Source organism: Gemmatimonas groenlandica, assembly GCF_013004105.1.
GTDB classification, from domain to species: Bacteria; Gemmatimonadota; Gemmatimonadetes; order Gemmatimonadales; family Gemmatimonadaceae; genus Gemmatimonas; species Gemmatimonas groenlandica.
This window is the reverse complement of sequence record NZ_CP053085.1, coordinates 3,945,857-3,969,367: the sequence shown is the minus strand read 5'-3', so window position 1 is coordinate 3,969,367 and position 23,511 is coordinate 3,945,857. Positions and strand designations below refer to the sequence as shown.

At 64.8% G+C, this 23,511-nt stretch carries 21 protein-coding genes; 10 read left to right on the top strand and 11 right to left on the bottom strand.

What is annotated here, in order from left to right:
• Nucleotides 1-447: 447 nt before the first annotated feature.
• The 4 genes from HKW67_RS16915 to HKW67_RS16900 all read right to left on the bottom strand — a co-directional run bounded on the left by HKW67_RS16915 (nt 448) and on the right by HKW67_RS16900 (nt 2,817).
• A complete protein-coding gene (locus HKW67_RS16915; protein WP_171226510.1) occupies nt 448-1,158 on the bottom strand; it encodes a dienelactone hydrolase family protein in 711 nt (236 codons plus the stop codon).
• Nucleotides 1,155-1,610 carry a DUF6174 domain-containing protein gene (locus HKW67_RS16910; protein ID WP_171226509.1) on the bottom strand — a complete coding sequence of 152 codons (456 nt, stop codon included), beginning with the start codon at nt 1,608-1,610 and terminating at the stop codon, nt 1,155-1,157. The genes HKW67_RS16915 and HKW67_RS16910 overlap by 4 nt, the downstream gene beginning before the upstream one ends.
• Nucleotides 1,610-2,062, bottom strand: a complete 453-nt coding sequence (locus HKW67_RS16905; protein ID WP_171226508.1) for a DUF4760 domain-containing protein — start codon at nt 2,060-2,062, stop codon at nt 1,610-1,612. Before HKW67_RS16905 ends, HKW67_RS16910 begins: the two co-directional genes overlap by 1 nt.
• A gap of 146 nt (nt 2,063-2,208) precedes the next feature.
• Entirely contained in the window at nt 2,209-2,817 is a 609-nt protein-coding gene (locus HKW67_RS16900) for a hypothetical protein (RefSeq protein ID WP_171226507.1), read from the bottom strand.
• A 77-nt stretch (nt 2,818-2,894) separates the two neighbouring features.
• On the opposite strand from HKW67_RS16900, the gene HKW67_RS16895 reads away from it, so the two are divergent.
• From HKW67_RS16895 to HKW67_RS16880, 4 genes are all read left to right on the top strand, one after another.
• On the top strand, nt 2,895-4,391 hold the full coding sequence (locus tag HKW67_RS16895) for an ABC transporter substrate-binding protein/permease (protein ID WP_171226506.1): 1,497 nt from the start codon (nt 2,895-2,897) through the stop codon (nt 4,389-4,391).
• Between the two features lie 7 nt (nt 4,392-4,398).
• Nucleotides 4,399-5,103 carry an amino acid ABC transporter ATP-binding protein gene (locus HKW67_RS16890; protein WP_171226505.1) on the top strand — a complete coding sequence of 235 codons (705 nt, stop codon included), beginning with the start codon at nt 4,399-4,401 and terminating at the stop codon, nt 5,101-5,103.
• A 117-nt stretch (nt 5,104-5,220) separates the two neighbouring features.
• Nucleotides 5,221-5,703, top strand: coding sequence for a BON domain-containing protein (locus HKW67_RS16885; protein WP_171226504.1), 483 nt, complete (start codon nt 5,221-5,223; stop codon nt 5,701-5,703).
• Complete coding sequence (locus HKW67_RS16880; protein WP_171226503.1) at nt 5,700-6,122, top strand: SH3 domain-containing protein; 423 nt, start codon at nt 5,700-5,702, stop codon at nt 6,120-6,122. Before HKW67_RS16885 ends, HKW67_RS16880 begins: the two co-directional genes overlap by 4 nt.
• Nucleotides 6,123-6,435: 313 nt before the next feature.
• On the opposite strand, the gene HKW67_RS16875 is transcribed toward HKW67_RS16880, so the two are convergent.
• Together HKW67_RS16875 and HKW67_RS16870 are read right to left on the bottom strand one after the other, a co-directional pair.
• Nucleotides 6,436-6,840: a DUF6691 family protein gene (locus HKW67_RS16875; protein WP_171226502.1), complete on the bottom strand. Its 405-nt coding sequence runs from the start codon at nt 6,838-6,840 to the stop codon at nt 6,436-6,438.
• Nucleotides 6,841-6,844: 4 nt separating this feature from the next.
• Complete coding sequence (locus HKW67_RS16870) at nt 6,845-7,312, bottom strand: YeeE/YedE family protein (protein ID WP_206044465.1); 468 nt, start codon at nt 7,310-7,312, stop codon at nt 6,845-6,847.
• Nucleotides 7,313-7,430: 118 nt separating this feature from the next.
• On the opposite strand from HKW67_RS16870, the gene HKW67_RS16865 reads away from it, so the two are divergent.
• Both HKW67_RS16865 and HKW67_RS16860 read left to right on the top strand, forming a co-directional pair.
• A complete protein-coding gene (locus HKW67_RS16865; RefSeq protein WP_171226500.1) occupies nt 7,431-8,855 on the top strand; it encodes an MSCRAMM family protein in 1,425 nt (474 codons plus the stop codon).
• Nucleotides 8,856-8,884: 29 nt separating this feature from the next.
• The gene (locus tag HKW67_RS16860) at nt 8,885-10,261 is read left to right on the top strand and encodes an NAD(P)/FAD-dependent oxidoreductase (protein WP_230981044.1); all 1,377 of its coding nucleotides are present in this window, start codon (nt 8,885-8,887) and stop codon (nt 10,259-10,261) included.
• 335 nt (nt 10,262-10,596) lie between these two features.
• Here HKW67_RS16860 and HKW67_RS16855 read toward each other — a convergent pair whose 3' ends face one another.
• Complete coding sequence (locus tag HKW67_RS16855; protein ID WP_171226499.1) at nt 10,597-12,372, bottom strand: DEAD/DEAH box helicase; 1,776 nt, start codon at nt 12,370-12,372, stop codon at nt 10,597-10,599.
• A 91-nt stretch (nt 12,373-12,463) separates the two neighbouring features.
• Between HKW67_RS16855 and HKW67_RS16850 the strand changes: the two genes are divergently transcribed.
• Nucleotides 12,464-12,919, top strand: a complete 456-nt coding sequence (locus HKW67_RS16850) for an SET domain-containing protein (RefSeq protein WP_171226498.1) — start codon at nt 12,464-12,466, stop codon at nt 12,917-12,919.
• A 94-nt stretch (nt 12,920-13,013) separates the two neighbouring features.
• Entirely contained in the window at nt 13,014-13,589 is a 576-nt protein-coding gene (locus HKW67_RS16845) for a c-type cytochrome (RefSeq protein WP_171226497.1), read from the top strand.
• On the opposite strand, the gene HKW67_RS16840 is transcribed toward HKW67_RS16845, so the two are convergent.
• Both HKW67_RS16840 and HKW67_RS16835 read right to left on the bottom strand, forming a co-directional pair.
• Nucleotides 13,586-14,170 (bottom strand): GNAT family N-acetyltransferase, encoded by a 585-nt coding sequence (locus HKW67_RS16840; RefSeq protein WP_171226496.1) that lies wholly within the window; start codon nt 14,168-14,170, stop codon nt 13,586-13,588. The genes HKW67_RS16845 and HKW67_RS16840 overlap by 4 nt on opposite strands.
• A 12-nt stretch (nt 14,171-14,182) precedes the next feature.
• Complete coding sequence (locus tag HKW67_RS16835) at nt 14,183-15,790, bottom strand: ArnT family glycosyltransferase (protein WP_171226495.1); 1,608 nt, start codon at nt 15,788-15,790, stop codon at nt 14,183-14,185.
• A gap of 162 nt (nt 15,791-15,952) precedes the next feature.
• Here HKW67_RS16835 and HKW67_RS16830 point away from each other — a divergent pair, with 162 nt between their 5' ends.
• Both HKW67_RS16830 and HKW67_RS16825 read left to right on the top strand, forming a co-directional pair.
• Nucleotides 15,953-18,496 (top strand): protein kinase domain-containing protein, encoded by a 2,544-nt coding sequence (locus HKW67_RS16830; RefSeq protein ID WP_171226494.1) that lies wholly within the window; start codon nt 15,953-15,955, stop codon nt 18,494-18,496.
• 293 nt (nt 18,497-18,789) lie between these two features.
• A complete protein-coding gene (locus HKW67_RS16825; RefSeq protein ID WP_171226493.1) occupies nt 18,790-21,063 on the top strand; it encodes a hypothetical protein in 2,274 nt (757 codons plus the stop codon).
• A 136-nt stretch (nt 21,064-21,199) separates the two neighbouring features.
• Here HKW67_RS16825 and HKW67_RS16820 read toward each other — a convergent pair whose 3' ends face one another.
• Both HKW67_RS16820 and HKW67_RS16815 read right to left on the bottom strand, forming a co-directional pair.
• Nucleotides 21,200-22,243, bottom strand: a complete 1,044-nt coding sequence (locus HKW67_RS16820; protein WP_206044464.1) for a sulfite oxidase — start codon at nt 22,241-22,243, stop codon at nt 21,200-21,202.
• Nucleotides 22,244-22,288: 45 nt separating this feature from the next.
• Complete coding sequence (locus HKW67_RS16815) at nt 22,289-23,506, bottom strand: patatin-like phospholipase family protein (protein WP_171226492.1); 1,218 nt, start codon at nt 23,504-23,506, stop codon at nt 22,289-22,291.
• Between the last annotated feature and the right edge of the window lie 5 nt (nt 23,507-23,511).

The window sequence follows — 23,511 nt, the reverse complement described above, 5'->3', positions numbered from 1 at the left end:
ACGAGCGGATGTCGCGAGAAGTCACGCCGAGGGCCCATCCATCAGAGGCGCGCTGATTTGATCCGCCGCCATTCGTGCCAATTCGCGGTGAAGCTGTTCGTTGCTCCCCAAAACAAACTACCTACCGCGGATCTACACCAATGACCGCGAATGAACTGCAACAACACAATGAGGGTATGTGCTGGCAACGCCCCTCGTCGACACGCGAGCCAATCAATCCGTGGTGATTCGTGCCAATTCGCGGTGAAGCTGTTCGTTGCTCCCCAAAACAAACTGCCTACCGCGGATCTACACCAATGACCGCGAATGGACAGCAACAACACAATATCCGTCTCCGCTGGCGCCCCTCGTCGACACGCGAGCCAATTCGTGGATATTCGCGTCAATTCGCGGTGGAGCCGTTTGCCGCTCTCCCACGACCACCAGTTGCAGCTCGTTCACGACGCGCTACCCGCCGTGTCGCACCAGCCACGCCAACGTTGTCTGCATCGCCTCGGCCCATTGGCGCGCCGTGGTCAGATGCCCGGCGCCCTGCAGCGTGTGATGGTGCTGCGCGACGGCGTGCGGTAGCTGCGCAGACAGCGCGTCGTGTAAACGAAACACGCCGTGCGGTGGCACACTCGCGTCGTATTCAGCGGTGATACTGAGCAACGCGACGTCGCCGAAAGCGGAGAGCGCCAAATGCGCGCTGGTGTCGCGGGGCCACTCCGGCGAACCGAGCAGCGCCACCACCGCACGCAGCGGCACGCCAGCGGTGACCGCGCGATAGGCGAGGAACGCGCCCATCGAGATCCCCACGAGGGAGACCCGGTCACGATCAACGCCGCACTCGACCACCAGCGCGTCGATCAACGCCGGCAGTTCGCGTACCGTCGCTTCCATCACATCGAGCATGACCGGCAGCGCGCCGTCGGTCGAGCGCCGCAGCCGCTCGGCCAAATGCGCACTGGCGCGGGCCCCGTGGTCGACCGCATCGGCGCCGACCGCGATGAAACCGAGATCCGCACAGCGCTCCAGTTCCGCTGCGTGGGCCAGCGCATCGGCACGAAACCCGTGCATCCAGAGCACGGCAGCACGCCCTCGCGGCTCAACCTTCGACGACGGAGGCGTCGCCATCAGCAGTGGCACGCCGGCGAGCACCATCGCTCGCGCGGTCACGGCGCGAGTGGCGCGACGTTCGAAGTGATGTAGGTAACCTCATCGTCGATCGCGCCGCGGACGGGATCCAGACTCAGCGTGGTCGGATAACCCAGCGTGGCATCGAACGCCATCGACTGCACGACCCCCTCGCGCGACAGCCCCTCGCGCGCCTGCGTGAACAGCTGGTCGACCGTACGAAAGATCGTCAACAGCGTCACCGACAGCGATTCGCCAGACGAAAGATTGACCGCGCGCGTGATCGATCCTGAAGTGACAGTGACCTGAAACGTTGTGGAGCCAGTGACGCAAAAGCACAGGACTCGCTGCTGCATCGTATAGCTGTTCGACGCTGGGCGCGTGCTTTCCCACCGTCGCTGGGCCACCGTCAGCCGCTGCTCCTCTGGGCCGGTGGGATCAGTACACCCACCAACCAGCAGCGTGAGCCCGAGGAGCGCGACCGCCAGCCGCATTAGGCCGTCGCCGCCTTTGCTGCGTCGAGGTGCGCCTGCATCCGCTTGCGGAATCGCTCGGCGATCAAGCGACCCATCTCGGTTTCCTTCGCCACCCACTCGGCGTTGCGAAAGGCGATCGGGTTCATCGCCGCACGATACTCCGCGAGCCACGGCTCGATACGCGAGAAGATCAACAGCCCTTCGCCGTTGCTCTCCATCATGAAGTCCGCGTGCATCACACCGTGACGCGCCATCGCGTACGTCATCTCCCAGAACGACGTGCACTGACGAAACGCCGCGTTCAGCGGATGATCGCCCTTCGTTACCGCGATGACGTCCTCAAAGCTCGTGGGGAGAAACTTGGCGATCAGCTGGGTGCGCGAGTCACGCATCACATCTTCGCGTCGGAGCTCGTACAGCTTGAGCACCAGCTCCGCATCATGATGGTCGGGGTATTCCTTGAGGGCCACGGTCTGCTCGGCGAGCGGGGGAGATCAGCCAGCGCGCGTTGGTAGCGCCCGGCAAGTCACGGAGTATTGTCCGCCGCCAGATACTTGGCAAGCGAACGATCCAGTGAATGCCGTGACGCAGCGTGCGCACGCAGACGACGACGTGGCTACGTGAGCGCGCCGACCGGCGTGGCCGCAACGTGCGGCTCCCACTGCTGGATCGTCATCCGCAGTCGCCACGCCGCGTTGTCGGCGGCCGGCGACTCCGGATCGAGTGCCGCCTGCGTGACCACAAAGCCCGGCAGCGACGCGATCTTACCGCTGGGGAGGCGCTTGTGCCATGAGCCGTCGGTCAACGGCACGTCATCGGTGAAACGCCCGTCGGAGGCGCGACCGTACACGCGCATCGGATCGAGTCGCAGGCTACCCCCGCTGATGCGACGGTCCACCGTGATCGCTGACAGCCAGGAGCGGCCCGCGTACTCCATGACCACACCCACCTGCACCTGTCGCGTGGTCTCACGCGAGGCCGTCAGACGCGCGATGAAATTCGTGGCGACCTGACGCCGCAATGAAGCGAGCACCACCGGCTGCGTGAGGTGGACGGTGCCGTCCTCCCCGGTCACCAGCTCCTCACCGGCCGATGGCGATTGCCAGTCCGCGGCGGTGCCAAGGATGACGCGAAGCGGCACGCCAGTGGCGAGCGATTTGTCGGGATGGAGGACGGTGATCTGCACATCAAGGCTCACCGGTCGTGTCGTCGGAATCTGAGTCACAATGAAAACTACTCGACTGCGGGCGGTCGCACGCGATAGTTTGTGGTTGCCCGCACACTTTCCCCACAGCTCGGCCCATGATCCAATTCGCCACGCGGTTGCTGTCGCTGGCCGCACTGCTCGTCGGGACCTGGGCATGCACGAGGCCGCCGGACGCCAAGCCAGAGACCAGACCTAGGCTTCTCTGGGGTGGCGATGCCGAAGGAGGGGCGCCGTTTGTGGAGGCCGATGCGGCTGACCCCACGCGTCTGCGCGGCTTCGATGTCGAGATCGCGACGATGATCGCGCAGGGCCTTGGGCGGGAACCACAGTTCGTACAGGTCGCGTGGGCGTCGATCGAACAGTCGGTGGCCCGCGGCGACTTCACGATCGGGATGTCCGGTCTCGAAGATCGTCCCGCGCTGCACGAACGCTTCGCCGTGTCGTTGCCGTACTACGAGTTCCGCGAAGTGCTCGCCGTGCGCGCGGCAGACAGCGCGCGCGTGCACACACTCGCCGACCTGCGCGGTCGTCGAGTGGCCACACTCGGTTCCACGATGGCATGGGACATGGTGCTCGCCGCCAAGAGTGCGCACGGCGTGGTGCCGGTGTCGTACGATGACGACGTGCATCCGTACAGCGATCTGGTCAGCGGGCGTGTCGATGCCGTCTTGCTTGACCACGTGCTGGCTGAACGCTCACTGCGGCGCATCGGCGGCTTCGTGATTCAACCGGAGGCGTTGGCACGCGGCCACTACGTCGCCGTGCTGGCCGCCGGCGACAGCGCGCTTCGCGACTCGGTGAACACGACCCTGCGGGCGCGCCTGCGCGACGGTGCGCTCGAGCGTGTGTTCCGGTCGTGGGACGTCTGGGATGCGAGCCAAGCCGCGTATCAACAGCAGGTGCTGCGCGACTCCCTGCCACGCAGCGACGCCGCCGCCGTCGAGCGTGGCGCCGCCGCCTCGATCGCGACCTATCTCCCCGGGCTCCTGCGCGCGGCGGTGATCACGCTGTTGTTGTCCGTACTCGCCATGGCACTGGCCGTCGCGATCGGCATCGGGCTCGCCGCTGGACGCGTCTACGGTGCCCGACCGCTGCGCATCGTGCTCACGGCGTACGTGGAGATCATCCGTGGCACACCCGTGCTGCTGCAGCTCTTCGTGTTGTACTACGGCCTATCGGACGTCGTGCGACTCCCCGCGTTTGCCGCCGCCGTGATCGGCCTCGGCCTCAACTACGCGGCCTACGAGTCTGAGATCTATCGAGCGGCGCTCGAAGCCATCCCCACGTTGCAGCTCGAAGCGGCACGCACCCTTGGTCTCTCCGAGTTGCAGATTCTGCGTCTGGTGCGCGGACCGCAGGCGCTTCGACTCGCGCTAGCACCCATGACGAACGATTTCGTCGCGCTGCTCAAGGATTCCTCCCTGGTCTCGGTCATCACCGTCGTCGAACTCACCAAGCAGACCGCCATTTACGCGACCAACGCCGGCACCTGGGCAATTCCCGGCGCGTTGTGCGCCATCGTGTATCTGTCCATGTCGCTACCGTTGTCCCGCATGGCGCGCCGACTCGAGCAACGGTGGGCCCTGACATGACGCCAGCATGAGCCACGACATGGCGTTGCGGGTACGCGCACTGCACGCGGCCCGCGGCAGGCAGGTGATCCTGCGTGGACTCGACCTCGACGTGGCCGCCGGAGAAGTGTGCGCGGTCATGGGCGTCTCTGGTGCCGGAAAAACCACCGTGCTGCGCGTCGTCGCGGCGTTGCAACCGTTTTCCTCGGGCACGGTCGAGATCGGCGACGTGGCACTCGAACCGGGTGCGTTGCCGCCCGAGTCGCGGCTCCGCGCGCTGCGTCGTCGCGTGGGCGTCGTGTTCCAGAGCCACGCACTGTTCGAGCACCTCACCGCACTCGAAAACATCATGCTGGCGCCGATTCATGCGCTCGGACAATCGCGCGCCGAAGCCGAGGGCAACGCGACTCGGCTGCTCGAGTCGCTCGGTGTGTCCGCGCGCGCGAACGCGTATCCGCGGCAACTCTCTGGCGGCGAAGCTCAACGCGTGGCGATTGCCCGCGCGCTCGCCCCCGATCCGCAGCTGCTCCTGATGGACGAGCCCACGTCGGCGCTCGATCCGGCCCGTCGCGCCGCCTTGGGCGAGTCGCTGCGCGCCCTGGCTGCTCAAGGACGCGGCTTGCTGATCGTGACGCACGACGCCGAGTTCGCCCGCAGCTTCGCCGATCGCGTCGTGGTGCTGTCGCACGGCAGCATCGCCGAACAGGGGCCCGCGCGCGAGGTGCTCACGTAGCCCACAGTCGGGCATGCTTGCGTTTCGGCAAGATTGGTGCGTGTTCAGTTGAGTGGGCAGGCTATGCGCCACGACTTTTCTTCAAATTCAGTAGAGGTACGGCATATCATGTCAACCATGATTCGCACACGCATGCGCACACGCGGCTTCATCTCCGCTGTTACGCTTTCTGTCGCCTTGGCACTCACCGCGTGCGCGCCCAAGGACGCCGACGTCAAGGCCGCCGTCGACACCGCCATCACGGGCGTATCCGGCGTATCGGTTGCGGTGACCAACGGCGTCGCGACGATCTCCGGAGAGTTTGCCGACGAAGCAACGCGCGCATCGACCACCGCAAAGGTGGCGGCCGTGAAGGGCGTGAAGTCAGTCGCCGACAGCTCGACGATCGCGCCGCCACCGGTCGTGATTTCGCCCGATGACGCGCTCCGCACCAGCGTGGCGACCGCACTCGCGGCTTTCCCCACGCTCACCGCGACGATCAGCGACGGCGTGATCACCCTCAACGGTGAGATCAAGAAAGCCGATTTGCCCATGGCGATGCAAGCGCTCTCTGCGCTCAACCCGAAGAAGATCGACAACAAGGCCACGGTGAAGAAATGAGCACCCTTCAAGACAAGTACGCCGCACTGATCACCGCCGTGAATTCAAGCGGCGCAACGAATACCGCGGTGCGCACACAGGACAACGTGCTCTACATCGACGGCGTCGTGCCGACGGGCGAAGCGAAAGACAAGCTGTGGGCGATCTACGATTCGATCGACCCCGACTTCCGCAGTGGTGATCTCGTGCTCAACCTCGATGTGTCACCCGCCGCACCATCCACGCGGCTCAAGGTCACGACCGAGAGTTCCAACCTGAACATCCGCAAAGGACCAGGCACCGATCAGCCGATCATCGGCAAGGCGGCGCACCATTCCGAAGTGACGTTGCTCAGCAAGTACAACGGCGAGTGGGCACTCGTCCGCTCAGCGAACGGTGAAGAAGGATATTGCTCGCTGAAATACCTGACGGAGATCTAGTTGCGCCTGGGGAGTGCCGCCGGCTGCCGTCGTGGCGTCGGCGGCATTCCCGGTCGGATCCGTGTGCCGTTGGGATCACTCTCATTCCACACGCAGCGATGCCGATCGCCGATCGCCACGCGATTGAACACCGCCTCGCTCACCTGGCACGTGGAACGGTCTCCGGCCACGAGCAGGTTCGTTCCCTGTTTCTCCATCACGGACTTCGAGGCGTACACCGTCCTGCCCCACAGCGGGATGCACGACGCGGTACAGACCGCGAGAAGCAATCCAATTACCGTTCTTGCGCGCATTTCTCGATCTCCGTGTCGAGTTACGATTCGCGCGGTACCGTGAATCCCTGCACGAGCGCGCCGAGCGCAATACCACCGATCGCATACCCCAATTCCCAGCTGCCGGCACCAAGCCCCGCGATCGCGGGTCCCGGACACACGCCGGTGATGCCCCAACCGATGCCAAAGATCGCCGCGCCGATGATCGTCGAGCGATCCAGCACCGACTCGTGCGCGCCGAACGTGCCGCCCAACAGCGGCTGCCGCAACAGCTGTGGTACGAAGCGATAGGCGAGGAACGTGACCACCACCGCACCGCCCAGCACCAGCATCAGTCCCATATCCTCGAAGCGGAGGAAGCTGAGCACGACGCGCGGTTGAATCATCGTGGAGAACGCGAGGCCGAATCCGAAGAGGGAACCGGCGCCGAGCGCAGACTTGAGCATCGTGTCAGCTCCCACCAAGGCGCGCCATGACATTCGCCGCGATGAACGCCGTCGCCATGAACGTCAGGACCGCCAGCAGCGACGGCAACTTGAGCGACGCCAGTCCGCAGATGCCATGGCCCGACGTACAGCCGCGCGACAACCGTGCACCGTACCCGACCAGCACACCGCCGATCGCGAGCTGCCAGGCCGGCACCGACACCGCCACGCGCTCCCCGTGTCCGAACATCAGCCACCACACGAACGCGCCGACGATCAGCCCGGCCGCGTACGCCAGACGCCACGCTCGGCTGTTCACCAAGCGGGGCTGCTGAAAGAACGGCCGCTGCACAACGAATGACCACGTCGACGAATACACGGAACTCATCCCGCCAATCAGCCCGGTCAGTGCGAACAACACGCTCACACCCAGGCCGATCGTGAGACCACCCACGAGATAGTGAGTCCAGCCCTGCGGAAACGGAATCAGCACCGGCGGTTCAGTAGAAGAAAACGGGGGGATATGGCGTGCCGTGAAAACTGGCGCTACACTCGAACAACGGAAGTCTCCACCCGCATCCGTACCCGATGGCTCCCACCGAGTGCCGATCATGGGATGGTTTACGCTCTCGCCAACGCTGCGCACACTGGTAACAGTTGCGACGCTGGCCGCTTGCACGGCTGGCCACGCCTCGGCGCAGCCGTCCGTCGCCACGCAACGCGCCATGGTGTACGGCATCGTGCACGACAGCGTCGCCGTACGACCACTGGGCGGGGCCGTCGTGCAGCTGGTCGCCGACGACACGCTCGCCAACTTCGGGCGCACGATCGTCTCGGACTCCACGGGACGGTTCAGCTTCGACGACGTGCCAGCCGGACGCTACACGCTCGGCTTCTTTCATCCGATGCTCGACTCACTTGGACTCGAGCCGATCCTCCGTACCGTCGCCGTGACGGGGGCGAGCGCCGTTCACGCGGATCTGGCCGTGCCGTCGCCCGCGCGGCTGCGCACCGCTATCTGCGGCGCGCCGAGCGGACAGAGCGCCGGTGGCGTGTTGATCGGGTCGGTGCATTCGGCACTCGGACGTGCGCCGGCGGCGGGCGTGACGGTGATTGCCGAGTGGATCGAGCTCACCTTCGGCACGGGGGGCATGACGCGACGCATGCCGCGGAGAACGACCACCACCCGTGAGAACGGATGGTTCTCCCTCTGCAACGTGCCAGGCCCAGGTCTACTGATGCTCATGGCCACGCAGGGTGCCGACAGCACAGCGATGGTTGAGGTGCTGGTGCCTGCCGCCGGCTTTCAGCGACGCGAGCTGTACCTCGGCCCTGCCCGCGTGGCCGCCGGCGCCGACAGCGCACGCCGCGTGCACGTCGGGGACGGTCGCCTCAGTGGAATCGTGCGCGCCACCGCCGACGGGCGGCCATTGAGCGGCGCGCAGATCAGCATCGTCGAGGGGCCGCAGACCCGCAGCAATGACCGGGGCGAGTGGGCATTCACCGATGCGCCGCCAGGCACGCGCATGCTGGAAGTCCGCGCCGTGGGCTTCTATCCCGAGCGTCGCGCGGTGGACATCGTCGACAGTATCGCGCCGCTGCGCGTTGCTCTTGCGACCTTCAAGTCGGTGCTCGACACGATGAAGATCAGCGCCACGCGGACCGTCGACCAGAATCTGGTGGGCTTTCAGGAGCGCCGCCGTTCGAGCGTTGGCCGGTTCCTGACGCCCCGCGACATCGCGGTGCGGCAGCCCTTCGCCACCTCGGAGATCTTCCGCTCCGTTCCCGGGCTGTTTCTCGACCGCACCATGGACGCGGAGGAGAAGGTCATGATGCGTGGCCTGTTCGAAGATCGGTGCGAGCCCGCGATCTACATCAACGGCCAGTGGATGAACGGACTCACGTCCGGAGATCTCGACGGTTTCATCCGGCCGAACGATATCGCGGGCATCGAGGTGTACATGGCCGGTCAGGTCCCCGCGCAGTTCCAGCCCGGACTGGGTGGTTGTGGGAGTCTCGTGTTCTGGACGAAATAGAATGACCACTCCTCGCCACCGGGCCTGTTGTGAAGGCTGAACCGAACACCAGTACGCGCGTGACCAGCATGCACGCCACCGACCCTCGACCACATGTGGTCATCGTCGGTGGCGGTTTTGCAGGACTCACCGCCGCTCGCACGCTGGCCACGGCCGATGTGCGCATCACGCTCATCGACCGGACGAATCACCACCTGTTCCAGCCACTCCTGTATCAGGTGGCCATGGCGGTCCTCAACCCGGCCGACATCACCGTGCCGATCCGCTGGATGCTGCGCGATCAGCCGAACGCCACAGTGATCATGGCGGAGGTGGACCGTATCGATGTGCCGCAGCACACGCTGACCCTCGACGGCGGCAGCAGCATCGTCGCATGGGATTACCTCATCGTGGCGAGCGGCGCCCGACACGCCTACTTCGGCCATCCGGAGTGGGAGGGCAACGCGCCGGGCCTCAAGAGCATCGAAGACGCGCTCGAAATGCGACGACGCTTTCTGCTCAGCTTCGAAGCGGCCGAACGCTCCAGCGCTGCCGGTCAGCGCGAAGCGCTGCTGACATTCGTGATCGTGGGTGGTGGGCCGACCGGCGTGGAGCTGGCGGGCATGATCCCCGAGATCACGCGCAAAGCCATGAAGCACGACTTCCGGCGCATCGATCCCGCTTCCGCCCGCGTCGTGTTGCTGGAAGCGGGCCCGCGACTGCTGCCACAGTTCCCCGAAGCGCTCAGTGCACGCGCCGAGCGCGACCTGCGCGAACTGGGAGTGGATGTGCGGACCAACACGGCGGTCACCAGCGTCGACGACGCCGGCGTGACCGTAGCGTCGGGTGAACGCATCTTCGCGCACACCGTATTCTGGGGCGCCGGCAATCAGGCGTCGCCACTCGGCAAGCAGCTCGGGGCTCCACTCGATCGCGTTGGGCGCGTGGTGGTGTCCCCCGATCTCTCGTTGCCGAACGACCCGCATGTCTTCGCCATCGGGGATATCGCCTCCGTGCTCACCGATGCCGGCACGCCGGTGCCGGCCGTGGCACCCGCCGCCAATCAGATGGGCGCGCACGCAGCGAAGGCCATTCTGCACGACCTGCGCGGCACGTCGCGCACCGCCTTCGCGTATTTCAACAAGGGCGACCTGGCCACGATCGGCCGACATCGCGCCGTTGCCTCCATCGGTGCCGTGAAGCTGCAGGGCAACATCGCGTGGCTCGCCTGGCTCTTCATTCACATCCTGTATCTCGCCGGATTCCGCAATCGCATCACCGTGTTCGTACAGTGGGCTTTTCAGTACATCACGTATCAGCGCGGCGTGCGACTGATCACCGGCACCACCGCGCACCGCTTGCTGAACACCAGCCGCGACCGCGAGCTCGCGCGCGCGGAAGCGGGATCGATGCCACCGAAGTTGTAGCGTAAGAGAGGCCGACCATCGATCGCTCGTTGGCCGGCCTCTCAACTACGTTTCTGCAGTGCATCGCTACTCGGCGAGCGAGTCCCTGTCCGATCTCGTCGGAATTGTCGAAACCGAGAATGTGTTGGACCGGGTATTCCTCGAGTTCTGCATCGGGAAATAGGTGGGTTGCTCGGGCGAACAGCAACTACAAATGAAACAGCAACGGCCAGAACACGGAGACCACGGATCGCACCGAAACGGCCACAGATAAGCAAGACGCGCTCGTTGCCTATCTGTGTTGGTTCCGTAAAAATCCGTGGTCTCCGTGTTCTGGCAGTTTCGGCCGACGTGCGCTAGCGCATCCGATCGCGACGCACCAACACCTTCTTGCCCTTGATCGTCGTGTTCCGCAGCGCCGTGATGATATCCTCGGCGATTTCCTCAGGAACCTCGACCGTGCTGTATCCGTCGGCAATCTGAATCGCGCCGATCACGCTAGCATCGATCCCGACCTCGTTCGCGATCGCGCCGACGAGATCGCCCGGACGCATCTTGAGCTTGCGACCGGCACCGACCCACAACCGCGCTACGCTCCATTCCGGCTTCGAACGCTTGGCGGCCTTGGCGCCGCGAGGTGCTTCCTCTTCGCCACCGCGGCTCGGACGGCCACCTTCACGTGCGCTGTCGCGCGCACCCTCACGGCCACGGCTGTTGTCGCGCGAGCCGCGATCGTCCGTGCGCGGCTGCACGGCCGGAATATCCGGCTCGTCCGTCTCGTCGTTCGAATCGAACAGCTTCACGGCGGCGGCGGCGATATCCATCACGTCGAACTCACCAGCCAACGACTCCACGATGCCGCGGAACTTGTCGAGACCGCCTTCCATGATCGTCTCGCGCAGCGTCGTCCGTACCAACTCCAACCGATGCGCGCGAAGATCGTCGACCGTCGGCACCTGCGCGATCTCGATCCGCTGACTCGTCATGCGTTCGATATTGCGCAGCAACCGATGTTCGCGCGGCTCGGCTAGCGTGATCGCGACACCCTCGCGACCGGCCCGACCCGTGCGGCCGATGCGGTGCACGTACGACTCGGCGTCGGCCGGCACGTCGAAGTTCACCACGTGCGACACGTGCTTCACGTCGAGACCACGCGCCGCGACATCTGTCGCGATGAGCAAGTCGGTCTTCTTCGTGCGGAACTTCGTCATCACGCGATCGCGCTGATCCTGGCTCAATCCACCGTGCAGCGCGTCGGCGCGCAGACCACGCGCCATCAGCGTTTCACTGAGCTCGTCCACTTCAGTGCGCGTACGGCAGAACACGATCGCACTCGTGGGCTGCTCGATGTCGAGCACGCGCGCGAGGGCCGTCATCTTGTGGGCGCGCGGCACGATGTAGGCGACCTGACGCACGCGGGCAGCTTCGCCGTCGGGTACGACCTCGCGATCGATCGTGACGAGCACGGGATCGCGCAGCTGACGCTTGGCGATGCTGGCGATGCGCGGCGGGAGCGTGGCCGAAAACAACGCCGTCTGACGCGACTTCGGCGTGGCCTCGAGAATCGCCTCGAGATCTTCCGCGAAGCCCATGTCGAGCATCTCGTCGGCCTCGTCCAGCACGACGGTCTTGAGCGACGTCATTTGCAGCGTGTGACGACGGATATGATCGAGCGCACGTCCCGGCGTCGCGATCACGACGTCCACGCCGCGCTTGAGGGCGCGGACCTGCATCTCCATCGAGGAGCCGCCGTAGACGGCCAGCGCGCTCACGCCCATCGGCTTGCCGTAGCGGTGGACGGCTTCCGCCACTTGCATGGCGAGTTCGCGCGTTGGCACAAGGATGAGCGCGGACGTGCGCTCGGCGCCCTTCGCGCTCGTATTCACTCGGCTCAGCAACGGCAGCGCGAACGCCGCGGTCTTGCCGGTACCGGTGGCCGCCTGGGCCAATACATCACGTCCTTCCAGCAGTGGCGGAATAGCGGCACGCTGAACAGGTGTCGGTTCTTCGTAGCCTAGCGCAGCAAGCGCTGAGGCAATGCGGGGGTCGAGTCCGAGGGCCGCGAATCCGGTTTCGCTGACGTCGCGCTCGCTGTTCCGTGCGGCGACATCGCGCTCGTCCGGCTGTTTCATATGTCAAGTCTCCTTTGAGATCCGAAATCTATCCTATTCTGGCGCCGAGATGTGGTTTCGGTGTGCGAAATAGGTGAGATTGTCAGTCATCATGACCGATACATCACTTCCGTTCGAGGTCCGGCACTCCCCGATTCAGGGTTTCGGGGGCTACGCGACCCGCCCAATCGCCGCCGGCACCCGTATTGTTGAGTACGCCGGCGAGCGGCTGACGCCGGAAGCGGCGGAGGCGCGCTACCCAGACGTGATCGGGGAGCGTCACCACACCTATCTCTTTGCGATCGACGACGAGGTGGTCGTCGATGCCGCCGTTAACGGCAACGAGGCGCGGTTCCTGAATCACTCGTGCGCCCCGAACTGTGACGCGGTATTCGACGACGGCCGGATCTGGATCGACGCGATCCACGACATCGAAGTCGGCGAGGAGTTGGTCTACGACTACGCCTACATCCTGCCTGAGCGCCACACGCCGGCGGCCAAGAAGCGGTTCCCCTGCTTCTGCGGAGCGATCACGTGCCGAGGAACTATCCTCGCCAAAAAGCGATAGCCCGCGTTCACGACCGGCGAAGCGGCACGTCAGACCACTACGTACATTTACGGAACTCAGTTGGTTGTACTTCGCGTGGAGCCTTGGAGGCCGTATGCGTTCGTGGGTCGTGATGTCGGTAGCGCTGCTCGGGTCGGCCGTCGCGTGTGCCCGTAGCGCGCAGGAAGGCGCGGTTCAGGAAGCGCGCCCCATCGCCTCGGCGCAAGGTGCTGCCCCTCGTCCGCAGGGCCCTCGTCGGGTGCCACCCACGCCAATGAAGCTCGATACGCTGCGCCGTGAAGCGGTGGCCGAGCTGATGGCGACGCTGGTGGGCCGCGAGAACGAACCGGCGGGCACGGTCTTCAAGAACGTGAAGCTGCACAAGACGATGCCCGCGAAGGAGTTCGTCACCATGATGGACGAACAGTTCGGTCGCGGTTTGGGTGTCAATTGCACCGGCTGTCACATGGACAACAAGGACTACGCCAGCGACGCGCGGAAGGACAAGATCATCGCGCTGCAGATGGTGAAGATGCAGCGCGACATCGACGCCAAGTACATCGCGAAGGTGAAAGAGCTCGACGATCCGCGTCCGAAGACGACCTGCGTGATGTGTCATCGCGGCGCGGGACACCTGACCACCGAGATGGACGTCCCGACTGCCCCCGTCCCTCAGCGCAAGCGCGGCTAAGCGCTCACATCGTCGAGGTTCACCACCGACCGCGACATCACGCGGTCGGTCTGCAGGTCGCTGCCAAGTCGGAACTCTTGTGAGCCGATGTCGGTGAAGCCCTGTTTCGCGTAGAAGCGGATCGCCCGCGCATTCCGCTCCCACACGCCCAGCCACAGCGTCGCACCACCGGCGGTACGCGCCGCGCCGACGCACGCCGCCATCAATCGCGGCGCGATGCCTTGGCCGTGCCACGCGTGGCCGACATAGAAGCGCTGCAGCTCCACCGACGGCGCGCCGACGTTGGACCTCGACGCGATCGGATCCCGCGCACCGATGCGCAGCAGCGCGTATCCCGCGAACACGCCACCCATGTCGGCGACCAGACAGACGCACGCGGCGTCCGCAATCTCCGCTGCTTGTTTCTCCGGCGTGAACGCATCGCTGAGATACGCCTGCAAGTCCATCGGGTCATTGTCTGGCGCAAACGTGTCATGAAAGACACGCGCCGCGAATTCCGACAATGCCTCGGCGTCGGTCACCGTCGCTGTGCGGATTATGAGCTCACTCGCAGGGCGGTCGTCAGCGGTTGTGTTCGTCATCTCGAACGATAGTCATTCGTGGGACGGATCGAGTGCCGGCCAGAGCATTTGCAGTGGGGACTTTGGTCCAATGCAGCGCGTGATCGGAACCGCTCGTTCTTCCTCCACACCAAGCGGTGTTCCGATGAGGCGCCGTTCATCACACTGCGTCATGAACGGCTCGAGCTCGGCCTTCGACAGGCCCAAGGCGAGCACGATACGCCCTGGCTTGGTGCCGGGGCCGAAGAACCAGTAACTCCCAGCCGGACTCACGACGCGCGGGAGCCCGTAGCGCGGGCCGTAGAAGTCGATGGCTCCAGCACGACCATAACTGCCAGCGAGCACCACGGCGTCGGCGCGATCCTGTTCGGGCATCGCGCGCCACTCGTTCGCCAGCGCGACGACCATGGAGTGCCAGCCGAGCATATCGGCGAAGTCCTGCGGGAGTTCCAGCGTCGTGCCGTAGTTCGTCGTCGTCGACCCGCTCACGCCGAGCCACGCGATGTATCGCGCCGTTCGCTCGGGGCTCAAGATCGGCAGCGCAATCGGCAACGCGACTGGCCAGAGCAGCAGCATGATCGCACCGATCGAGAATGCGATCCGCTTGCGCCACATCGAATGTGATCCGGCCCGCCACTCCGGCAGCGCCACCGCGATCGCCAGTGCACCGGCAGCAAACAGCATCGGATACACGGGCGCACCGTAGTAGGCCTTGCCGTGATTCAATGATAGCAGGAGCCAACTGGTCACGACCGCGATACCAACCGCCCGCATCGGCGCGGCGGCGCGCGCCAAGAGCAACCAGACGAGTCCCGCGAGCGCCAACAGCATGGCCGGTCCCACGAGTCCCGGCTGCTCGGCGAAGAAGGCCAGTGGTGAGCGCACGCCCAGTTGCTCCGCTTGCAGATCTCGCATCTGCCAGCGAATCGGAAATGCGAGGAGCCACTGCCCCACCAGCGACGGACTGCCGATGGCGAGCGCCAGCAGCAGCGCCAGCCACGGCCATCGGGTCAGCAGATCACGCCGCGTCGGCGTGAACAGGGTCCCGGCCACAATGCCCACGCCGATGAAGGCGATGCTGAATTTGGTGAGCAAGCCGAGTCCCAGCGCCGCGCCGATGGCGATCCACCACCGTATATCGCGCGTATGCGCTCGCATGAGCAGCGCCAACAACGCCGCTGTCCACCACAGCTGATCGAACACGACCGGCTGAAAGAGATTGCCCGGACGCAGGAACACCGGCGACGTGATCACGGCGATCATCGCCAACCACGGCACCCACGAAAATGCGCGCGCTCGTTCGCGTTCGAGGCCGCTATCGGCCGCAGCCACGAGCTCGACCGTCACCGACGACGCCACTCCCGTCAGCAGCACGATCAGCGCACTCGCCAATGCCGGCGCCAGGCGAATTGCCGTCAGCGAATCCCCGAACAGCGCCCGCGATACACGCGCGACGATGGCGATGAACGGGGGAAAGTCCATGCGCCACAGCCGCAGATGCTCGCCCATCGCCAGGTACAGAAACTCGTCGCGATGGAATTCGAACGGGCTGATCACATTCACGAAGACGTGACCAAGCGCCACGGCTGCAGCGAGCACAACCATACTGCGCGATACGACCGGCGTAACGCCTGCGCTCATGTCCCTCTCTTCATCTTCATGGCTGAATTAGTATGGAGTGCCACCCACCTGATACTTATTACGTCGCGCAGATCACCGTTGGGCCGTATCTTGTCGTGAAATACGCAGAGCTGTGCCGATAGTGTCGACGAATCGGTCACGCCGTATCCTCTCGCTCCAACAGTGGCTGATATTCTCGAAACACTCCAGACGCATCTGGATGGCACCTACCGGGTGGAGCGGGAGCTCGGGCGCGGCGGGATGGCGACCGTATATCTCGCGCGCGACCTGCGGGAGGATCGCGAGGTCGCGATCAAGGTGCTCAACCCCGACCTGTCCGCCACGATCGGCGCCGATCGCTTCGAACGCGAAATCAAGATCGCGTCACGTCTTCAGCATCCGCACATTCTGGGCTGCTACGAGTCGGGCAGCGCCAACGGCCTCTTGTATTATGTGATGCCGTTCGTGAAGGGCGAATCGGTGCGCGACCGGTTGAATCGCGAAGGACAACTTCCGGTCGCCGAGGCGGTACGCATCATTCGCGAAGTCGCCGATGCGTTGGGCTACGCGCACGCGCAGGAAGTCGTGCATCGCGACGTGAAGCCAGAAAATATTCTGCTCCTCGAGAGCGGACACGCGTTGGTGGCCGATTTCGGCATCGCGCGCGCGGCCACTGAAGGGGATGCACAGAAGCTCACGCAGACGGGCATGGCCGTGGGCACACCCGTCTACATGAGCCCGGAGCAGTCAACAGGCGAGAAAGTCGGGCCGGCCGCCGACATCTATAGCCTTGGCTGCGTGCTCTACGAGATGCTCTCGGGCGATCCGCCGTTCACCGGCCGAAACGCCATGGCGATCATGGCCAGGCACGCGATGGATACCGTGCCGAGCATCCGGATCGTTCGACAGGCGGTGCCGGACGAAGTCGAAGAAGCGATCTATGCGGCGATGGAGAAGTCGCCCGCCGACCGGCCGCGCACCGCCACGGAGTTTGCCGCGATTCTCGGCACGCCCTTGGGCGAGACGGCCATGCGTCGGGTAGATCGCTTCACCACGATGCGTCGTATTCCGACGCCACCGCCTGAGCCGCCGAAAACCCCGTGGTTTAAGCAACCCGCGGTGCTTGGTGGTCTGCTACTCGCGGTGCTCGCCGGCGGCGGCGCATTTTGGAAGTTCGGTGGCGGCGGATCAGTTGCGCTCAAAAAGGACGGACTCGCGGCCGATCGCATTGCCGTGCTCTACTTCGATGATGTTTCAAGCCAGCACGAGTTAGGCTATCTCGCCGACGGTCTCACGGAATCGCTGATCGCTTCACTCACGGGCGTGACGGGCGTCAACGTCGTATCGCGTGGAGGCGTGGAAACGTTTCGCGGCTCGACATCACCGAATGACAGCATCGCCAAAGTGCTCGATGTCGCGACGCTGGTCCGCGGTGATGTTTCGAAGGATGGCGACAAGCTGCTGGTGAATATCCGTCTCGTTGACGGGGCCGGCGATTTCGTGCGAAAGAGTGCGAAGATCACGGGCAGTGCGTCGAACGCGCTTGCGCTGCGCGACTCACTGGCCTCGCGGGTCACGATCCTCATTCGCGAAGAGTTGGGTCGGCAGGTGAAGGTGCGCGAACAGCGCGACGCCACTAGCAACGCCGACGCCTGGGAGCTGGTGCAACGCGCCGAGGTGGAGCGACGCGCGGGGGAAGCGGCGCTCAAGGGCGGCGACGCAGCGGGCCTGGCCCGCGCCTTCGGTGCTGCGGACTCGTTGCTGTTGGTGGCCGAGGGAATGGATGCCAAGTGGGGCGAGCCGTCGGTGCTTCGCGCGAATCTGGCGTATCGGCGATCACGGATCCTGCAGGGCGATCCGCCGGCAGCGCGTGCATGGATCGATTCCGGACTCGTGTTCGCCGAGCGCGCGCTGCAGCGTACGCCAAGCAACCCCGACGCACTCGAGGTGCGCGGCAACCTGCGCTACTTCACGGTGCTGGTCGGCCTGGAGCCCGACCAGAAGAAGGCGCTCGAAATGGTGGACTCGGCACAGGCCGATCTCGAAACCGCCACGCAGGCCAATCCCCTGCAGGCCGGCGCGTTCGCCACGTTGTCGCATCTGTACTACCGCACCAAGACGAACGTCGACGTGAACATGGCGGCCAAGCGCGCCCTCGAGGCCGACGCCTTCCTGTCCAACGCCGACGTCGTGCTGAGCCGCCTGTTCGCGTCCTCGTACGATCTGAATAACATCGATCCGGACGCCATCGCGTGGTGCGAGCAGACGAAGCGCCGCTTCCCCACATCGGCCAACGCGGCGCGATGCCAACTGCAGCTGCTCACCACGCGCTCACGGCCCGCCGACGCGGCGGCCGCGGTGAAGGCGTGGGCCTTGGCCGACTCCGTGGTCCTGCGTTCGCCGAAGCCGCAGCAAACGGTCCAGCGCCTGGCGAGCGATCTGTTCGTCGCGGCCGTGCTCGCCCGTGCCGGCATGGCCGATAGCGCGCGCAAGGTCGTGCAGCGTTCTCAGGGCGACGCCGAAGTCGATTCCAAGCGTGACCTCATGCTGCGTGCCGCGTTCGTGCACACGATCCTGGCCGACACGGCCGCTGCCGTAAGCGCGCTCAACGTCTACTTCTCGCGCAACGACGAGCGTCGTGCCGCGTATGCGAACGATCCGGGATGGTGGTTCAAACCGATCGCGCAGTCGCCGGCGTTTCAGAAACTCGTGGGTGTCGTGCCGTAATGTCGACGAGCTCATCTATGTCGTTCTTCGACGAGTGCAGCCTGCGATGGCACGCGATCTCGGCAGTAGCTAAGTCGTGACACAATGTTCATTTGCATTGACGAGTGGTATTACGCAGTCTTGTCCGATGATGTGTGCCCTGTCACACGCGGATACGCGAGTGCGTACCGTCCGCGTGACATCGCATCGTGCCTCGGAGGGCCAATTTCATGCGCAAAATTCTCGTTACGGTAAGTAGTTGTGCGATCGTTTTACTGGCCGCGTGTTCAGACCGCGGCACCACCGCCCCTGACATGCGGGGAACGCCGCGGTTCAACCTCGATCCGAATGCGATTCCTTGCGAGACTATCTCGCCCAGCGAAATCACCGGCTTGATCGAAGCGGTATTCGGTGCGGGTTCACCCGATGCCAACGCGGCCTTGGGCAAGTGGAGCAACATTCAGAAGCAGAAGGCGGCAGGTGATCTGGCGCTCGTCGTCACCAAGACCTGGGACCTGATCGACTTCATCGTCACAAAGCAGAAGCAGAACAAACTACCGGCCAACGCGGACTCAGAGCGGCTTGGCCGCGCACTGTTCTGCTTCGCCGGCATCGATGCCACACTGCCGCAGTCGACCAATGCGTGGGTGGTGTATCCCACCGATCTCACGCGCACGCTGGTCACCGACGACGGTCACGCCGGCGTGCGCCTCTCCGGCGAGAATGTCGATGCGATCTCGCTGATCTCGATCGTGCCGTCGGCGGACACGCTGAACACGAATCTCGACAAGTATCCGGTAGTGTACGAGTTCAGCAAATATCCCTCGAACACCTTTGCGTCGGAGATCATCGCGGCGGTGTGCGGTTCAATCGACGTGAACACACCCGACTCCGTGCTGGATCGTCTCGTGCTGGGCCATAATCTCGGTGGTACCGGATTCGAGTTGCTGAACGAAGTGCCGATCGACTTTCTGAGCTGCGGGGATCTCGTGGCGAGCAATGCACCGACGTCGATCGGTGATCGCTTGCTGGCGATGCTGTTGCCGAAGATGCTGTACGCACTGGGACCTGGTGCCAGCGGCATCGGCGGTACGCTACTCGAGTTCAGCCCGATCGGCCCCGTCGATCCGCGGGTCAACGTGACGCCGAACGCCGCCGGAACCAGCGCGCCGATCGGCTCACTCGTGTTGCCGTCGCCGGCGGTCACACTCAGCACGCCCAATGGCACATTGCTGTCGAACATTCCGGTGACCTTCGCGATCGCGAGCGGCGGTGGCAGCATCACGCCGGCCTCGACGTCATCCAACAACGCGGGCGTGGCCAGCACCGAATGGCGGCTCGGCACGACGACGGGCAGCAACAGCGCCACGGCCACGCCGACCACCGGCGGCGGCGCTGCGGTCGACGGTGTTGTGTTCGTACCCGCTGCGCGCACATTCACGGCTACCGCAACGGGTCCCACCGGTGTGGAAATCAGTGGTGGCCCAATTGCCGGTAGCACGTACGCCGCGGGCTCCGCACTCCCGCTGGCGACCGTGCGCGTGGTCGGTGAGAACAACCGCACGGTGGAGGGCTACAGCGGCGCGATCGTGGCCAGCGCCCTGCAGGGTGGACCGCTGTTCGGCACCGCGAACAAGACGGCGGTAGCGGGCGTCGCGACGTTCAACGATCTGTCGATTCAGAAGGCCGGCGCGACGCAGCAGCTCCGCTTCACCGCCGGCACCCTGTTCGCCAACACCGGTGTCTTTGCCATCGGTGCCGCATCGGCCGCGTCGCTCACGATCAACGGCGGCAACAATCAGTCGGCGCTCATCGGCACGGTGCTTGGTGTTGCCGCCGGCACCGTGGCACCCTCGGTGATGGTGAAGGATGCGTACGGCAACATCGTCGCCGGACAGACGGTGTATTTCTCCCCCAGCAACAATTCGGCGACCGTGACGCCGCTGGTTAATCCCTCCAGCGCCGCCGGCATCGCGTCGGCCACGTGGCAGTTGCAGTCGGGCACGAACGAGATGCTCGCCAGTCTCGACGCCACGCCCACCCTCGACGAATCCCGCTTCAAGATGTTCACCGCGACCGGCACCACGAACAGCACGCCGATCGTGTCCTGCGCGGTAGGGAATCAGAAGGATCCGATCAGTCAGTACGTGGTGCGCGTGGACGGATCGAACAAGTCGGTGACCGACGCGAAGTTCTATTTCTCGATCACCGGCAGTGCGAACGCGCTCACCCCGTACAACCTGCGCGTCGACGCCCGCGTCTATGACCGCTACGGCGTGCAAATCGGCGCGGTAAAGAGTTCGCAGGTGTCACAGGTCTACCTGCGCGGCAATAATGCGGAGCAGAAGGAGGCCAACTTCTACTTCAGCAACGCGGTGACCTCCGGCCAGAATACGAAGATCGTTTTCACGATCGTTCCCACGCAGGTCGTATCGGGCACAATCAGCTTCAACGCCGGCAACTGCTCACCCGGAAATACGAAGTGCACGGTCACGAACGAGTGCAAAGCGGTGAACGAAACCCCGATCGCCACTCCGCTCGGTCCGGTCTACCGCCTCAGCCCCGCCGTGAGGCTGCTAGGCTACTAGGCAGGCAACCGGAGTTGCAAAAGCGGAGGGGCGCTACGCGCTCCTCCGCTTTGTACTCAGCGCCGTTGTAGTTTCGCGCCGTTAACTCTTAGCGCCCGTTATTCTTGGCGCCGTTTATTCTTGGCGCCATCAACTCTTAGCGCACTTCATCCGCTACATCCACCGCGATCCGTCGTATCGCGTTGTTCCCGTATCCCAGCCGATTCCACTGAATCCGTTCCGGCTGCACGTTGCCCGCCATATCCGTCGCGCGACTGCGGATCGTCGCGGCACCCGCATCCGGCAATACCAGCTCCGCCTCGAACGGCGTCCACGCATATGCTGATACCGGCGTGCCCAACGCCGCCTCGATCCAGATCGGCGCCTCGTTCACCGCCAGCTCCACCCGCGCGATCGCCCCCGCGCCCGACCACGCCCAGCCTTGCACCAGCACCTCACGGTCGCACCGCCCCCCGTCGACCGGTGACGTGATCATCGACTTTACGCGTGCCCGACGCACCGGTTCCACGGTGTCCTCCACCTCGTACACGTAGCGCTGCTGCTGGAAGTAGCCCGTGAACGGCGTGGTGATCGCCTCGAGACGGGCCAGCCACTTCACACTGGCCATGCCGTACCAACCCGGCACAATCAGCCGCACAGGTGCGCCGTGGTCATACGACAGCGGCTCTCCCGCCATGTGCGTGGCCACGATCGTGTCCGGATGCATGGCGTCGGCGATCGGCAGAGACCGGGCGAAGCGCACGTCACCGTCGGCATCGTCGCGAGGTCCCGCGTCAGCGCCGATGCCGAGAATCTCTACGACATCGGGCGCGAGGCCGGCGCGCTCCAGCAGCGTGCGGAGTGAGACACCCGACCACGTCGTCGTGCTGACCGCACCGTAGCGCCAGGGTTCCCCGGTGGGCAGCGGGTCCATCCCAAGGCGACCGTTGCCGGCGCATTCAATGGTGACCGTGACATGACGCCGCGGCAATGCCGCCAGCTCTGGCAACGACACCGTGAACGGCGCTCGCACGGCGCCACCGATGTCGATGACGTGGGCGGCGTCGAGCGGAGGCAAGGCGAAGTTGCTGCGCACGTACACACTCGCCGCCGGTGTGATCGGCGCCGCGAGCAACCGCGTCGGCGTTTCGGCGCACAATGGTTCGGCGCGCACGACATCGAGCGCGGCCTCGTCGTGCACGGCGGGGCTTGGTGATTCGATCGAAGCGGACGGGATGGCCGTATCCTAACGCAAACGGGGAGGGACGTCGGGGCGGGTAAAGGCGTTCAACGGCAGCGTATCCCATGGGGCGGCACTTTGCGCCTTGGCGAATCCAAGCGAATCGAGTCGCTGCATGAAGCGACGCTCAAAGAGCGAGTTTGCCCCAGGAAAGATCGACTCCTCGCTGGGAATCGCGGCCACCCTCACCTGCATACGCATACCAGGTACGCCAGCGCTGACGGCACGGGCGAGATTCTCGAGCGCGGCGAGTGTTGCCGGTTGATGCGCGTAGAAAAGCAAAGAGGTGGAGCGACCACTGATCGTGCGTCGCGATGAGGGCTTCATGACCTTTGGCTCACCGTGCGTCCATAGGTTCATGATCACCCACACGCGCACGGAGACCTCCGTGAGGCCGCGGGCCTGCAGGCGCTCCCCGAGACGCGTGTAATCGTCGAAGGCGAGCAGCGGGAGGATGTTCTCGATCACGCCGCCGTCGCCCTGCAAATGGCCATCGATCATCACCGGCGGAAAGATGCCGGGAATCGCCGTCGCGCCCTTGAGCAGTTGTTGTGTGCGCTCCACCGATTCGCGGCTGGTTCCGAGCTCGTCGCCCATCGACCAGGCGCGACCGATGCCGAGATCGTAGTCAGTGGTCCCGAACACCAGCTGTTGATCGTTCGCAAAGGCCGCGCGTAGTTCGTCACGCAGCGGGCCTCCGAACGTCTGCGCAATCGTGCGGTCGAAGCGCGTGGTGTTCACCAAGCCGCCAGTGGGGCGAACCCAGAACCACCAATCGAGTGACGGCGCGAAGCTCTTGGCCGCGCGGGAGTAGAGCGCGGTGATCGTATCGATGGCACTGCGCGTGCCGAGCAGGGCGTATGGTGCTTGCAAGGCGCCCGTGCTGATCCCCGTCACCAGATCGAATCGGGGCATGGAATCAGCGGCGCGCTGCTGCCATCCGCGCAGGAAGCCGGCGCCGTACGCCCCGTTCTGACCACCGCCGGAAAGCATCAGCACATCCACCGTGCGATCGCCGCGTTTCGCGACGCGACGCACCAACCGTTCAATCACGGTATCGCGAAGCGCGCGATGTTCGGCGTTGATGGGGACGGCGTCGCGCCGAATGGCGTCGACGGTGGTCGGCGGACGCCTGATGGACGCGCAGCCGGAGATCAGCGTCATGGCGGACGCCAACGCCCCGAGCATCCTTCCACGATGTGTCGCGAAAATCGTCAGTCGCATGGTCG

What these genes read in the sequence shown, in the direction of transcription:
- HKW67_RS16910 (WP_171226509.1), bottom strand. Translation starts at nt 1,610, where the DNA reads ATGCGGCTGGCGGTCGCGCTCCTCGGGCTCACGCTGCTGGTTGGTGGG.
- HKW67_RS16895 (WP_171226506.1), top strand. Translation starts at nt 2,895, where the DNA reads ATGATCCAATTCGCCACGCGGTTGCTGTCGCTGGCCGCACTGCTCGTC.
- HKW67_RS16890 (WP_171226505.1), top strand. Translation starts at nt 4,399, where the DNA reads ATGAGCCACGACATGGCGTTGCGGGTACGCGCACTGCACGCGGCCCGC.
- HKW67_RS16885 (WP_171226504.1), top strand. Translation starts at nt 5,221, where the DNA reads ATGATTCGCACACGCATGCGCACACGCGGCTTCATCTCCGCTGTTACG.
- HKW67_RS16880 (WP_171226503.1), top strand. Translation starts at nt 5,700, where the DNA reads ATGAGCACCCTTCAAGACAAGTACGCCGCACTGATCACCGCCGTGAAT.
- HKW67_RS16875 (WP_171226502.1), bottom strand. Translation starts at nt 6,840, where the DNA reads ATGCTCAAGTCTGCGCTCGGCGCCGGTTCCCTCTTCGGATTCGGCCTC.
- HKW67_RS16865 (WP_171226500.1), top strand. Translation starts at nt 7,431, where the DNA reads ATGGGATGGTTTACGCTCTCGCCAACGCTGCGCACACTGGTAACAGTT.
- HKW67_RS16855 (WP_171226499.1), bottom strand. Translation starts at nt 12,372, where the DNA reads ATGAAACAGCCGGACGAGCGCGATGTCGCCGCACGGAACAGCGAGCGC.
- HKW67_RS16850 (WP_171226498.1), top strand. Translation starts at nt 12,464, where the DNA reads ATGACCGATACATCACTTCCGTTCGAGGTCCGGCACTCCCCGATTCAG.
- HKW67_RS16845 (WP_171226497.1), top strand. Translation starts at nt 13,014, where the DNA reads ATGCGTTCGTGGGTCGTGATGTCGGTAGCGCTGCTCGGGTCGGCCGTC.
- HKW67_RS16840 (WP_171226496.1), bottom strand. Translation starts at nt 14,170, where the DNA reads ATGACGAACACAACCGCTGACGACCGCCCTGCGAGTGAGCTCATAATC.
- HKW67_RS16835 (WP_171226495.1), bottom strand. Translation starts at nt 15,790, where the DNA reads ATGAGCGCAGGCGTTACGCCGGTCGTATCGCGCAGTATGGTTGTGCTC.
- HKW67_RS16825 (WP_171226493.1), top strand. Translation starts at nt 18,790, where the DNA reads ATGCGGGGAACGCCGCGGTTCAACCTCGATCCGAATGCGATTCCTTGC.
- HKW67_RS16815 (WP_171226492.1), bottom strand. Translation starts at nt 23,506, where the DNA reads ATGCGACTGACGATTTTCGCGACACATCGTGGAAGGATGCTCGGGGCG.